The 12,111-nt window shown below is 70.2% G+C and carries 11 protein-coding genes and 3 pseudogenes; 7 read left to right on the top strand and 7 right to left on the bottom strand.

All coding sequences use genetic code 11. The features are described from left to right. The 4 genes from ACWC2T_RS44880 to ACWC2T_RS44865 form a co-directional block, all read right to left on the bottom strand. Positions 1-152, bottom strand: a 152-nt coding sequence (locus tag ACWC2T_RS44880) for a transposase (RefSeq protein ID WP_450676058.1), incomplete at its 3' end; no start/stop codon positions are given. Positions 153-769: 617 nt separating this feature from the next. Continuing rightward, positions 770-1,261 carry a hypothetical protein gene (locus tag ACWC2T_RS44875; RefSeq protein ID WP_450676057.1) on the bottom strand — a complete coding sequence of 164 codons (492 nt, stop codon included), beginning with the start codon at positions 1,259-1,261 and terminating at the stop codon, positions 770-772. Next, positions 1,251-1,793 carry an SDR family NAD(P)-dependent oxidoreductase gene (locus ACWC2T_RS44870; RefSeq protein ID WP_450676056.1) on the bottom strand — a complete coding sequence of 181 codons (543 nt, stop codon included), beginning with the start codon at positions 1,791-1,793 and terminating at the stop codon, positions 1,251-1,253. The genes ACWC2T_RS44875 and ACWC2T_RS44870 overlap by 11 nt, the downstream gene beginning before the upstream one ends. Positions 1,794-1,796: 3 nt before the next feature. After that, complete coding sequence (locus ACWC2T_RS44865) at positions 1,797-2,390, bottom strand: TetR/AcrR family transcriptional regulator (RefSeq protein WP_450676055.1); 594 nt, start codon at positions 2,388-2,390, stop codon at positions 1,797-1,799. 90 nt (positions 2,391-2,480) lie between these two features. Between ACWC2T_RS44865 and ACWC2T_RS44860 the strand changes: the two genes are divergently transcribed. The 3 genes and pseudogenes from ACWC2T_RS44860 to ACWC2T_RS44850 all read left to right on the top strand — a co-directional run bounded on the left by ACWC2T_RS44860 (position 2,481) and on the right by ACWC2T_RS44850 (position 5,491). Next, entirely contained in the window at positions 2,481-3,191 is a 711-nt protein-coding gene (locus tag ACWC2T_RS44860) for an SDR family oxidoreductase (protein WP_450676054.1), read from the top strand. A gap of 138 nt (positions 3,192-3,329) precedes the next feature. Next, a pseudogene (locus ACWC2T_RS44855) lies at positions 3,330-4,328 on the top strand (IS481 family transposase); the annotation flags it as partial. Positions 4,329-4,827: 499 nt separating this feature from the next. Next, positions 4,828-5,491, top strand: a pseudogene (locus ACWC2T_RS44850) (response regulator). Positions 5,492-5,500: 9 nt separating this feature from the next. On the opposite strand, the gene ACWC2T_RS44845 reads toward ACWC2T_RS44850, so the two are convergent. Next, entirely contained in the window at positions 5,501-6,223 is a 723-nt protein-coding gene (locus ACWC2T_RS44845; protein ID WP_450676053.1) for a YoaK family protein, read from the bottom strand. Positions 6,224-6,245: 22 nt separating this feature from the next. Then, positions 6,246-7,949, bottom strand: coding sequence for an NAD-dependent malic enzyme (locus tag ACWC2T_RS44840; protein WP_450676052.1), 1,704 nt, complete (start codon positions 7,947-7,949; stop codon positions 6,246-6,248). 125 nt (positions 7,950-8,074) lie between these two features. Here ACWC2T_RS44840 and ACWC2T_RS44835 point away from each other — a divergent pair, with 125 nt between their 5' ends. The 4 genes from ACWC2T_RS44835 (at position 8,075) to ACWC2T_RS44820 (ending at position 10,624) form a co-directional block, all read left to right on the top strand. Beyond that, complete coding sequence (locus ACWC2T_RS44835; RefSeq protein ID WP_450676051.1) at positions 8,075-8,980, top strand: LysR family transcriptional regulator; 906 nt, start codon at positions 8,075-8,077, stop codon at positions 8,978-8,980. A 107-nt stretch (positions 8,981-9,087) separates the two neighbouring features. Continuing rightward, positions 9,088-9,441: a VOC family protein gene (locus ACWC2T_RS44830; protein ID WP_450676050.1), complete on the top strand. Its 354-nt coding sequence runs from the start codon at positions 9,088-9,090 to the stop codon at positions 9,439-9,441. 536 nt (positions 9,442-9,977) lie between these two features. After that, positions 9,978-10,226 carry a hypothetical protein gene (locus ACWC2T_RS44825; RefSeq protein ID WP_450676049.1) on the top strand — a complete coding sequence of 83 codons (249 nt, stop codon included), beginning with the start codon at positions 9,978-9,980 and terminating at the stop codon, positions 10,224-10,226. Between the two features lie 11 nt (positions 10,227-10,237). Further along, positions 10,238-10,624 carry a hypothetical protein gene (locus ACWC2T_RS44820; RefSeq protein WP_450676048.1) on the top strand — a complete coding sequence of 129 codons (387 nt, stop codon included), beginning with the start codon at positions 10,238-10,240 and terminating at the stop codon, positions 10,622-10,624. 545 nt (positions 10,625-11,169) lie between these two features. Here the strand turns inward: ACWC2T_RS44820 and ACWC2T_RS44815 are convergent. Further along, positions 11,170-12,111, bottom strand: a pseudogene (locus ACWC2T_RS44815) (hypothetical protein); the annotation flags it as partial.

The following is a 12,111-nucleotide window of genomic DNA, read 5'->3' as shown; positions in this document are numbered from 1 at the left end:
GCCTCGGCCTGGCGAATCCAGTTACGCAGGGCCTCGTGATGCACGCCGAGTTCCTCGGCCATGCGGCGGATCACAGGCTTCGGCTCGGAAGCGCGGTACATCCGCACCGCACGCTCACGCAACTCCAGCGGGTACTTCCTCGGGGCAGGCATCGTCAGAGCTCCTCTCGTGAGCCCTATCTGACCTGCTGTCACCTCGCCCCGCATGTCGGGGGAACCTCACGTCGGCGCCGGAGCCGTCCGGGACTGCCGTACCAGCGGGAGCAGCGAGGCTGGCTGCGGGCACTGCATGGCCGCAGTCGGCCTGCCGGCCTTCTGCCTGAGCACGTGGGTCCTGCTCGTTCGACAGGGCGGCTGATCGGGGTACGCGGGCCTGGCAGGTTAGTGGGCATGGCGAATGAGACGGCGACGCACGACGAGCGGCTGCGGGACTTGGAGGCGGAGGCGTTTCGCACCGGCCGGACGCTGGCGGAGCACAGTGAGCAGCTGGCGACGATCCGTGAGTAGCAGCGCACAGCGTTCGGGAACATCGACTTCCTCGCCAACGCGGTCGGCGCGCCGGGCGAGCGGTCGATCACCGACCGTCTGGACACGATTGAACGGGTCCTGTTCGCTCTCGCCCGCGCGCAGGGCGTCGACCCGGACACCGTCTGAATCATCTGATCTTCCTGAGGCTGCGGCCCGCGAGCACCTGGTGTGCTCGCGGGTCGCAGCCGTATGTGTGTAGGTCAGACGTTTCGGCGCGGTGCTTTGGCGTCCCCGATCCGCTGCTACTGGTCGTTGTGGAGGTGGTGCTGGCGGGTGGTGACGAGGGTGCGCCATCGGGTGCGAGTGGCCTGTTCGCCATCCAGCCATTGTGGCGCCGTGTGGTCGGCGGGGAGGGGGAGGCCGGCCATGAAGGAGACGATGTCGATGTAGTAGGCGTAGTCGCCGTTCTGGGTCTGTTCGCGCAGCCGGGAGAGGGTGGCGGCGAGTGCGTCGTGGTCGTCGAGGACGGCCTGGTGGAACGCCGCGGCGAGTTCGAGGGTGGGGGTCATGGAGGTGAGGCCGGCGATGTCGAGCTCGGTGCGCAGGGTGTGAATGCGGTCGTCGAGAGCGGGAGTGCCGGCGTCGCGGATCAGGGGGGCGATGGACGCGTTGATCGTGGTGGCACGCAGGTCGAGGTTGGCGAGGAGCTGGTGGGCCAGGTCGATTTCGTCGTGGGCCTGGTGGGGGTCGTAGAAGGCGACGGCGAGGGCGCGCAGGGCTTGATTATGTGCCACCTCGCCGGATTTGGCATGGTGCTCGGCTTCCGTACGTCCGGCGAGGTGAGCGGCAGCCGCGCGTTCCGGTTCTCCCTGCAGCCACCACAGGTCGCCCAGAACGCGCTGGTGGCGTCCTTCCCGTCCCAGCCTCTGTGCGGCGGCGTGTGCGGTGGGGAAGTCGCCAGCGAGCCGGGCGGGCGAGATGGTTGACCGCGAAGCGGAGCTCGTGCCCGTCGACGGTGAGTCGGCGGTTTGTTCCGTCGGGTTCGCCGCCGCCGATGCCGGCGTTGTTGACCAGCACCGCGATGTGATCGGTGAACTCGGTGATCTCGTCCGCAAGGCGGTGCACTTGCGTCAGCTCGGAGAAGTCGGCCCGGACCGTGTGGATCGAGGCCGGTGCATCGGCCAGCGTGGTGGCCAGTTCGTCGAGCCGGCTCTGGTTGCGTCCGTGGAGGATGAGCGTCGTTGCGGGCCGGTGTGCGAGGGCGCCGCTGAGTGCGCGGCCCAGCCCGTCCGTTGCTCCGGTGATGACGATGGTTCGATTGGGCATGCGCTACTCCTGGCCGGGGTGTTCGTTCAGCAGTCGTCGGATGGCGGTGATGTCGTCTTGGCCGAGCAGGCGCTCGGTGGCGAGGACCCGGTACCAGATCAGGCCGAACACCAGGTCGGCGGCGAAGGCTGCCGTCAGGTGAGCGGGCTTGTCGCCGCGGGCTGCGGCCCGCTCGACGATGGTCTCGAGCGCGGCCCTGCGTTTGCTCAGGAAGCCGTCCTGGAAGCGGCGCCGGAAGTCTGCGTCGCGCTGCGCTTCGGCCATCAAGGAGCGCAGGACGGGGACCGCCCCTGGAAAGGCCATCAGGGCGGCGGAGTCACGCAGGAACGCGTCCAGCTCCGCGTCAAATGAACCCTGGTCCGCGGTTGAGACCTTCAGGTCTGCCTTGAGCGCCAGGGCTTCGAGCAGGACGTCCGCCTTTGTGGGCCACCAGCGGTACACGGTCTGCTTGCCTGCCCCGGCGCGGGCGGCGATGCCCTCGATGGTGAGGTCCGGGAAGCCGACATCGGTCGTGAGCTCGTAGGCCGCGGTGAGGATCGCGAGCCTCGTCTGCTCGCTCCGTTTGCGGCCGCGGGCGGGTGTCGTAGCGCCGGTCATGCGTGTCAGCCTAACCCATTATCGAGACGTCACGTCTAGAAATGGTGCTACGCTCATGCGAGACGTCACGTCTCGAAATAGGGAGTGAGCATGACCACTGCACTCGTGATCGGTGGCACGTCGGGGGTCGGCCTGGCGGTCGCGCGGCAACTCACCAGCCGAGGACACGCGGTTCACATCGCCGGACGAAACGCAGAGCGGCTCAACCGGGCAACCGCGGCCATCGGCGGAGATGTCCACGGGCACGTTCTCGACGCCGCCGATGCGGAGGCGGCCGCCGCGCTCACGGCGAAGATCGCCCCGATCCGCCACCTCGTCATCACCCTCGCCGGCAAGGGCGGCGCCGGCCCGCTCGGCGACTTGCCGCTCGATAGCCTGCGGCAGGCGTTCGAGGAGAAGTACTGGCCCACCGTCACCGCACTCCAGGCCTCGCTCGCTCACCTCAGCGAGGACGCCTCGATCACCCTCGTCGGAGCCGTCACAGCGAGGGCTGCCCTGCCCGGCACCGCCGGGATCGGCTCGCTCAACGCCGCCATCGAAGGGCTCGTCCAACCGCTCGCCGCCGAACTGGCGCCGATCCGGGTCAACGCCGTCTCGCCGGGATACGTCGACACGCCCTGGTGGGACGGACTCGCCGCCGAGGACCGATCCGCGTTCTTCAAGCAGGCTGCCGACGCCCTGCCCACCAAACGCATAGCCACCGCCCCCGATGTCGCCGAGGCCATCGTGCTGCTGGCCACCAACCCCAACATCACTGGAACCGTCATCGAAACAGACGGCGGCGCACGCCTCACTGCCTGACACTTCTTCGCCATTGCCCAGCCGCCGCACCGTCGTGACACGGAACGGCTTCGGCGAGCAAGTGATGGCCTGCATGCGGAACGGGGCCGCGAGCCGCTGCTCGCGGCCCCGTTCCGCGCCGCCTCAAGGAGCCTTCTCGTGACGCACGCCAACGCACCTCTATCCATCGAAGGACGCCGCCGACTCGTCGAGCGATGCAAGACGCGGCCGATCGCACACGTCGCAGCGGACATGGGAATATCCCGCGCCTGCGCGTCGAAGTGGGTCAACCGCTACCGCCGCCACGGTGAGCTGGGCTTGCACGATCTCCCTTCAACCCCGCGCCGCCAGCCGACCGCGACAGACGCCGCTGTCGCGGCCCGGATCGAGGACCTCCGCCGCAGCCAGAAATGGCCGGCGTCCCGGATCGCCTTCGAGCTCCAGACGGAGGGCGTCACGATCAGTTGCCTCACAGTGTCACGGCACCTGCTCGAGCTCGGGCTGAACCACCGCAAGTTCATCGACCCGAACGGCCAATCGAACCGGGAGCCGCGGAAGATCAACGCGCGCCGCCCCGGGCACATGGTCCACGTCGATGTGAAGAAGGTCGGCCGGATCCCTGACGGCGGCGGCTGGAGAGCCCACGGGCGCGGCAGCGAACAGGCCAAGAACGTCGAGCGTCGCAAGAAGAAAAGTGGGCGCGGCGGCTACACCTACCCCCACTCCGCCGTCGACGGGTTCAGCCGACTCGCCTACACCAAGGCCCTGCCCGACGAGAAAGCAGCAACCGCCATCGCGTTCATGCACAGGGCGAGAGCATGGTTCGCCGCCCACGGCATCACCCACATCGAACGGATCGTCACCGACAACGGAGCCTGCTACCGCGCCAACGCGTTCGCCCGAGCACTCCTCGGGTCACGCCACCAGCGGATCACGCCCTACACCCCGCGACACAACGGTAAGGTGGAGCGCTACAACCGGATCATCGCCGAGGAATTCCTCTACGCCCACACCTGGCTATCTGAAGATCAACGCCGCACAGCCCTCGGCGTCTGGAACGTCCACTACAACTACCACCGCCCCCACAGCGGAGCAGGGGGCCAGCCACCGGCCTCTCGGCCAGCCGACCACGTCACCAACGTCCTGGCCTCCTACAGCCGTAGCCGGTCAGCGTCTTCCATTCGGCCCAGCTGGGTTAGTGCACGGACTGTGAGGGTGTGGTCGGCGAGTCCGGCGGCTGCCGCGCGCATCAGCCAGCCGAGTGCCTCACCCCACCGGTCCCCGTTCGCCAGGTATCCGCCGGCCATGCGCAGAGCCTGGATGTCGCCGATGGCGGCAGTGCGGTCAAACCAGGGGAGGGCCTCGTCCAAGCGGCGGGTGTGCGAGAGCTGATTTGCTATCTCTCGAAATGCCTCGGTGTCCCCGTACGACACCGCACGGTTGAGCCACTCGAGGGCCTCCTGTGAGCGGCTTTGCGACCTGCCTCAGTACCCAGCGTGGCCTGAGGCGATTGAGCGCTCAACCCACACGTTGGCCTCTCGCATGCGGCCAGTTCGGAGCAGGAGACTGACGGCCTCCTCTTGAGCGCCGGGCCGGCGCCCGGCGGTGGCTGGAGCGTCCGCGCCACCCTCGACCTCACTCCCCAGGGCGGTACCGAGTGACCACTGTCCTCATCGTCGACGACCAGCCGCTGCAGCGCTACGGCTTCCGCATCCTGCTGGAGTCGGTCCCCGGGACCGACGTGGCCGGCGAGGCCGCGCACGGCGCCGAGGCCGTCCGCAAGGCCGCCGAACTGCGCCCCGACGTGGTCCTGATGGACGTCCGGATGCCCGGCATGGACGGCATCGAGGCCACCCGCCGCATCGTCGCCGCCGACGACCGCTCCCGCATCCTGGTGCTGACCACGTTCGACCTCGAGGAGCACGTCCACGCCGCCCTGCGCGCCTGAGCCGGCGGCTTCCTCCTCAAAGACGCCCGCCCGAGGAACTCCTCGCCGGGATCCGTGCCGCGGCCGCCGGCGACGCCGTCATCGCCCCCTGACCCGCCGCATTCTGGACGAGTACGCCCACGGCCGGCCGCCCACCGGACGCGACCTCGACGAGGACCCGAGGCTGACCACGCTCACCGAGCGGGAGCGCGAGATCCTCGAGGCCATCGGCAAGGGGTGGACCAACGGCGAGATCGCCGCCCACTTCGTACTGTCCGAGTCCACCGTGAAGACCCACGTCGGGCGGGTCCTGACCACGATCGGCGCCCGTGACCGCATCAAGGCCGTGATCTTCGCGTACGACATCGGCCTCGCCCGGCCCAACGCGAGCTGAGCGCACGGATCACGCCCTGGCCCCGCTCCTCGTGCCGGATTCGCGCACGAGCACGGTGACCGCCACGACGACCGCGAGCACGGCCACCGCCGCCAGCGTCCCGGGCGTGCCCGCCGACCGCACGGCCACCGCGCCCAGCGCGGCACCGGCGACGAGGGTGAGCACACTGAGCGTCTGTCGGCGCGACGTCGAGGCCGTGCGCTCTTCCGCGCGGTCCGCGACCAGGCCGGTCAGCGTGCTGGTCATCACCGTGGTGGTGAGCCATCTCAGGCCGAGCCGCCGGACCGCCGCGTTCTGCATGCCCAGCGCCACCGCGCACAGCAGGATCGGCAGCGCCTTCCCGTCGCCGTACGACCAGTTCAGGGCCACCGCGACGAACAGCACCGCTTCCAGCGCGGCGCAGACGCCGAGCAGCGACCGGTGGTCGACATGGCGGGGTGCCACCGCGCGCACCAGCAGGGCACCCGCGACAAAGCCGCCGAGGGCCACCACGGGATGGGCGGCGGAGGACTTCGGCGACGCGGCGAGCGACAGGCCGACGAGGACGAGGTTGCCCGTCATGTTGGCCACGAAGACATGCCCCAGGCCGAGCAGGCTGACCGCGTCGACCACCCCGCTGAGCAGGGTCAGCACCAGCAGCGGCGGCAGCAGCCGGTCGTCCTGGCCCACCAGTTCCCTCGTCGCCGCGAACAACCGGGTGGCCCGCCGGCGTTCGATCGTTCCGCCGCTCATACCGGTCCCTGTCCCCGGCGCCTCAGACCGCCACCACCGGCCGGTACACCGGCTCCCACATGGCCTCCCGCACCCGCTCCTCGATGCGGACGTCCACCCGCTCGCGGGCGACGCCGTCCTCGGCCGCGGCCCGTGCCACGGCGACCGCCACGGCGGCGGAGGTGCGCCGCAGGTCCCGGGTGTGGGGGAGGAGCGAGGCGCCCTGTTCCGTGGAGTCCACCTGCTCGGCGACGGCGTGGGCGGCGGCGGACAGCATGGAGTCGGTGACGCGGGTGGCGCGGGCGACGACGGCGCCGAGGCCGAGGCCGGGGAAGATGAGCGCGTTGTTGGCCTGGCCGATCTCATAGGTGACCCCGCCGCTGGTCACCGGCTCGAAGGGGCTGCCGGTCGCGACGAGCGCACGGCCGTCGGTCCAGTCCAGCAGCTCGGAGGGCACGGCCTCGGCGAGCCGGGTGGGGTTGGACATCGGCAGGACGATCGGGCGCTCGGTGTGCTCGGCCATCTCCCGCACGATGCTCTCGGTGAAGGCACCGCCTTGTCCCGAGGTGCCGATCAGCACGGTGGGCCGCACCCGGCGCACCACCTCCTCCAGCGAGTAGCCGCCGACCTCCTCGTCCCGCTGCCAGTCGGCGACCTCGTCGGCGGACCGCGCGTAGGGGGCCTGGAAGTCGCGCAGACCCTCCTGGTCCCGGGTGACCAGTCCGTAGCGGTCCACGGCCCAGAAACGGGCGGTGGCCTCCTGACGGCTCAGCCCCTCCGCGACCATGGCGTCCCGCAGCTGGTCGGCGATGCCCATGCCCGCCGTACCGGCGCCGAAGACCACGACCCGGTGCTCGGGCAACGGCATCCCGCTGGCCCGAACGCCGGACAGCACGGCGGCCAGGTTGACCGCGCCCGTGCCCTGGATGTCGTCGTTGAAGACGAAGTGCTCACCCCGGTAGCGGTCGAGGATGCGGCGCGCGTTGGCCGGACCGAAGTCCTCGAAGTGCAGCAGCGCGTCGGGGAACAGGCGCTCCGCGGTGCTGACGTAGCGCTCGATGAACGCGTCGTAGGTCTCGGTGTCCACCCGGGGGTGGCGGTTGCCCAGGTACAGCGGGTCGTCGAGGAGCTGCTTGCGGTTGGTGCCGACGTCGAGGACGACGGCGAGCGTGCGGGCCGGGTCGATGCCGGCGGCGGCCGTGTAGACGGCGAGCTTGCCGACGGAGATGTCGATGCCGCCCACGCCCCAGTCGCCGATGCCCAGGATGGCCTCGCCGTCGGTCGCCACGACCAGATCGACGTCCTCGGCGCCCAGTCCGGAGGCGCGCAGGGCCCGTTCCATGTCCTCGGGCGCGTCGACCGACAGGTAGATGCCCCGCGGCCGCCGGTACTCGGTGCTGTACCGCTCGATGGCCGTACCGACCGTCGGCGTGTACACGATGGGCAGCATCTCCGAGAGGTGATCGCTCAGCAGCCGGTAGAACAGCACCTCGTTGCGGTCGTGCAGGGCCGCGAGGTTGACGTGCTTGGCCAGGTCGGTGGGCTGGGCCGAGTACTGGCCGTACGCCCGGTCGGCCTGCTGGTCGAGGGTCAGGACCCGGGGCGGGATCAGCCCGTCCAGGCCCAGCTCCCGGCGCTCCTGCTCGGTGAACGCCGTGCCGCGGTTCAGCCGGGGGTCGGCCAGTACAGTGCGGCCGCGCGCGGAGGTCTCGAACCGGTCGGCGCGGGCCTTCCACTGGGTACTCATCGTCGCTCCAGACGTGTCCGGGGTCGCGACCCGTCGGTCGCCCTGTCCTCCCAGGGTGGCGCCGGAAGTTCCATGCGTCCAATGACTGAATGCGCAGGAATCCATGCGCCTGTAGCATGGATCGTATGGACCTGCAGGTACTGCGCTGTTTCGTGGCCGTGGCGGACGGCGCGACGGTGACCCAGGCCGCGGCGGAGGCGCACCTGACCCAGTCGGCCCTTTCCCGGGCCCTGCGGCGCCTGGAGACCGAGGTCGGGGCCGAGCTCTTCCAGCAGGTGGGGCGCGTCCTGCGGCTCACGCCGGCCGGCCGCGCGTTCAGGGACCACGCGGAGGCGGCGCTGGAGCGGCTGGACCGCGGACTGCGCGCGGTCCACGAGACGGTGGCCCCCGAGGCGGGTCTCATCCCGCTGGCCTTCCTGCACTCGCTGGGCACCTGGCTGCTGCCCCCGCTGATCACCGGCTTCCGCGAGCGCTTCCCGCTCTCCCGGTTCGAGCTGCGCCAGGGGAGTGAGGCCGACCTCGTGGCCGCGCTGCTCGACGGCACCGCCGACCTGCTCCTGACCGCCGGCGACCCTGGCCACCCCCTGATCACCTGGCGCCGTCTGCTGGTCGAGCCGCTGTGGCTGGCCGTACCTCCCCGGCACCGGCTGGCCCAGCGCCGACGGGCGCGGCTGGCCGAGGTCGCCGAGGAGCCGTTCATCCTGCTGCGGAACGAACAGGGCCTGCGCTCGGTGACCGAGGCACTGTGTGCCCAGGCCGGTTTCAGCCCCCGGGTGGGCTTCGAGGGGGACGAGGTGGCCACCCTGCGCGGCCTGGTCGGGGCTGGGCTGGGCGTCGCCCTCGTACCGCGCCCGCACGCCGCCGCGCCCACCGGCGGACCGTCGTACCTCCAGGTCACCGACGTGGCGGCGGCCCGGGACATCGGCATCGCCTGGCTGACCCCACGCACCCTGCCACCGAACTCCACCCGGTTCCTGGACCACGTACGCGCCCACGCGGAGGCGGTGGCCGAGCAGGAGATCCTTGCGTAGTGGGCCGGCCGTAAGACGTTGCCCGAGCCGGCGGTTCCCCGCCAGGGACGGCCCGACGCGGGCGGGGGACCGGCCGGACGGCATCCCGCTCCTGTCAGGATGGCGGCATGGAACGTGTGCTGGGAATCGGCGGATACTTCCTGCGGGTCACCGACCCGCAGGGGTTGAGCGCGTGGTACCGCGAGTGCCTGGGGCTGGACGCCGACGACAAGGGGCCATGGCGCCAGGAGACCGGCCCCACCGTGTTCGCGGCCTTCGAGTCCGGGACCGACTACTTCGGGTCCCGGACCCAGCGGACCATGCTCAACTTCCGGGTCCGCGACCTGGACGCCATGCTCGCCCAGCTGCGCGAGAAGGGAGCGGAGGTGCACCCGGAGACCCAGGACATGGAGGGCGTCGGGCGCTTCGGCTGGGTCACCGATCCGGAGGGCAACCGGATCGAACTGTGGCAGCCCGCCTGACCGTCACCGCGTGCGCCGCTCCGTCAGCCAGTACAGCAGCGCCAGGACGGGAAGGGCCGCGCCCAGCACGGACACGGCGGCCCAGTCCGCCGCGTGGTAGGCGAGGGACCCGAGCTGCGAGCCCAGGGCGCCGCCCGCGAAGAAGATGGCGATGAAGGCGCTGTCGAGGCGGGACCGGGCGGCCGGGTCCAGCCGGTAGACGGTGTGCTGCCCGACGATGAGCGTGGTCTGGACGGCCGTGTCCAGCAGGACGGCGGCCCGGGTGTGGTCCGCAGGCCAGGGGTCTGCAGGGGCACACCAACGCGTCGCCCGCTGAGGCAGCAGGCGCCGACCTCACGTCCTCCCAAGACCGACCGGACAAAGTGGGCGCGCCCCGGCCAGGCGCCCCAAAACCCGCTGCGCCCAGGGGAATACCCGGAAGAAAGCTCCCATCACCCCTGCAAGCCTTACAGGGCCCGGCTCGGCAGCAACCGTTCGTTCGGCCGGTGCGCGGCGCTGACGCTGGAGCGCGTATACATGAATGTATACTGTGAGGTATGTCTGACGCGATGATTCGTGTGCCTGCCGAAGTCCGTGACCGTCTCGCCGTGATTGCCGAATCCCGGGGAACTTCGATCCGTTCTCTGGTGCAGGAGTTTGCGGAGTCCACGCTGACCGAGGAAGAGCGTCGTGAGCGGGCCGAGCAGACCCGTGCCTACCTGGGTGAGCACTTCGGCGTCGAGGTGTCCGACGAGGAGAGCGCGGCCATGGGTCGCAGGCTCCGTGAAGCGTTCGCCCATCAGTAAGGCGCCGCCGCGTGATCTTGCACCATCTCATTCTCGATGCACCAACGCTGGTGGCGCTCGCGGGCAACCGCCAGGTCTCCGCGCTCATCCACCGGGCTCACTTCGAGACCGACACCCGCCTGTGGGCACCAGTCCTCTCGATCCTGGAAGCTGACCGCGAGCACCTGGGGATCGCCGAGCACATCGGGCAGCTTGAGGTCATCCACACCGTGGACCTGGACTACCCGGCGGCGCTCGAAGTGGCTCAACTGCACCGGGACGGCGTTCCCTTTGGCATTGGTGCCGCGATCCATGCCACCCGGCATCTGCCCGAGTGGGGCGCGGACGCGCTGGTCGCCACGGTGGCCCCGAAAGCATACGAAGGCCGCAGTATCCGCGTTTTCGATCTTAACCGCTGAAGTCGCCCGGCCCCATCAGCTTTGATGACTTCGGTCCTCGGGCCGAGCGTAGGGTCCTGGTCCGGCCCAGCCGCCAGGTCTCGTTGAGATCGTCGAAGAGTACGTAGCGGCGTGCATTCGGGCGCAGACGTCCGCTTGCCCACGACGACGATGAGCGGCATGAGCTGCTCCCCGCACCCGCGGGGGTGTTCCGTCATCGGTCCTTGTTGCCGGTAGGAGACTCGGGTCCTCCCCGCCGACGCGGGGGTGTTCCGTTGGCCGTCCAGGGCGCCGGCTCGGTGAACGCGTCCTCCCCGCTGGCTCTCCATCCGCGATCTGCGCCGCGAGCTGTTCTCCACGCTCGGCTTGTGGTGGCGCCCGCCCGCCCAAGTTGACGGTGCCCGCCCGGAGCAGGGGTTTCACCCGGACGACGGAGCGGGCAGGACGAAGCGTCCATGAGACACCCATGCGGTGCTGACCCGAAGGGCTCCGTAAGCCAAGCGCGCCGCTCGCCGCATCCGGCTCGGTGATCGTCTCGGAATGCAGTGGTCGGCGCGGGATTTCGCTCAGAGCTGGGTGAACTGGCGCTGCGGGAGATCGTACTGGTGTGCTATGGGGTTCCACAGGGCGGCGGCCTTCTTCTTGGCGAGGGTCGCCTGCTCGCTGGCCGCGTTGCCCCGGAGGGTCTGCCTGGTGTTCTTCGCCTGGCCGTTTTGGCAGCCCGTCGTGCCGGCGACCTGGTAGGCCCAGGCGGCGTAGTGGTTGTCGGCGGCGGCGGACGCCTTCCAGGCCGTGGTGAGTTGGGCCACCAGTTCCCTGTGGTTGGGTAGTTTGTCGACGGTGAGCTGGGAGAGTTTGGTGACCAGGTCGTCGCGCTGGCTCGCGGCGGTGCGCAGGTCGGTCGCCGAACCAGCGAGGTTGCTGCATTGTTTGACGGAGGCGACCGCGTTGATCACTGTGGTGCGGCTGCTGTTGCTCGACTGCAGCAGCGCGTCGAGCGACTTCGCTTGGGTCTGCGCGGCGTCTGTCCCCAACTTGCCGCTGTCCGAGATGGCGGAGGTGTCGGCGGCTGGCTGCTGGTCGTTGCCGCCGAGGCCGAGCGCGGTGCCCACGGCAATGCCGATCAGAGCGAGGCCGGCCACGCCGATGCCGATGAGTGCGCCCAGGGACGGACGTCGGCCTCCGGCGGGGGCCGGATCGGTGTACCCGGCGTCCAAGCCCGCGCCGCCCGGGCGGCCGCCGTCGTCGCCGTGGCGAGACTGTTGCTGCTGGGCATGTGTGGGACGCGGCTGCTGCAGCGTCGGCAGCGGGGTTGGTGCGCTGTTTGTGGAGCCGCCGTATCCGTATCCGATGGTGCCGAGCGCGGCCGTCGCGGCGACCGGCTGGCCGTCCAGGCAGGCCTCGATGTCGGCTCGCATCTCGTCGGCCGACTGGTAGCGGTAGTTCGGGTCCTTGACCAGCGCCTTCAGGACGATCGCGTCCATCTCGGGCGTGATCTCGGGGTCGAA

It is taken from the genome of Streptomyces sp. NPDC001393, assembly GCF_053597455.1.
Note: the sequence above shows the minus strand (reverse complement) of the source record. Positions and strands in the feature narration are given on the sequence as shown.

Bases quoted from the DNA above. Each gene is read 5' to 3' on its own strand.
- ACWC2T_RS44865 (WP_450676055.1), bottom strand. From the start codon at position 2,390: ATGACCGGCGCTACGACACCCGCCCGCGGCCGCAAACGGAGCGAGCAG.
- ACWC2T_RS44870 (WP_450676056.1), bottom strand. From the start codon at position 1,793: ATGCCCAATCGAACCATCGTCATCACCGGAGCAACGGACGGGCTGGGC.
- ACWC2T_RS44835 (WP_450676051.1), top strand. From the start codon at position 8,075: ATGGACCTGCAGGTACTGCGCTGTTTCGTGGCCGTGGCGGACGGCGCG.
- ACWC2T_RS44830 (WP_450676050.1), top strand. From the start codon at position 9,088: ATGGAACGTGTGCTGGGAATCGGCGGATACTTCCTGCGGGTCACCGAC.
- ACWC2T_RS44860 (WP_450676054.1), top strand. From the start codon at position 2,481: ATGACCACTGCACTCGTGATCGGTGGCACGTCGGGGGTCGGCCTGGCG.
- ACWC2T_RS44845 (WP_450676053.1), bottom strand. From the start codon at position 6,223: ATGAGCGGCGGAACGATCGAACGCCGGCGGGCCACCCGGTTGTTCGCG.
- ACWC2T_RS44840 (WP_450676052.1), bottom strand. From the start codon at position 7,949: ATGAGTACCCAGTGGAAGGCCCGCGCCGACCGGTTCGAGACCTCCGCG.
- ACWC2T_RS44825 (WP_450676049.1), top strand. From the start codon at position 9,978: ATGTCTGACGCGATGATTCGTGTGCCTGCCGAAGTCCGTGACCGTCTC.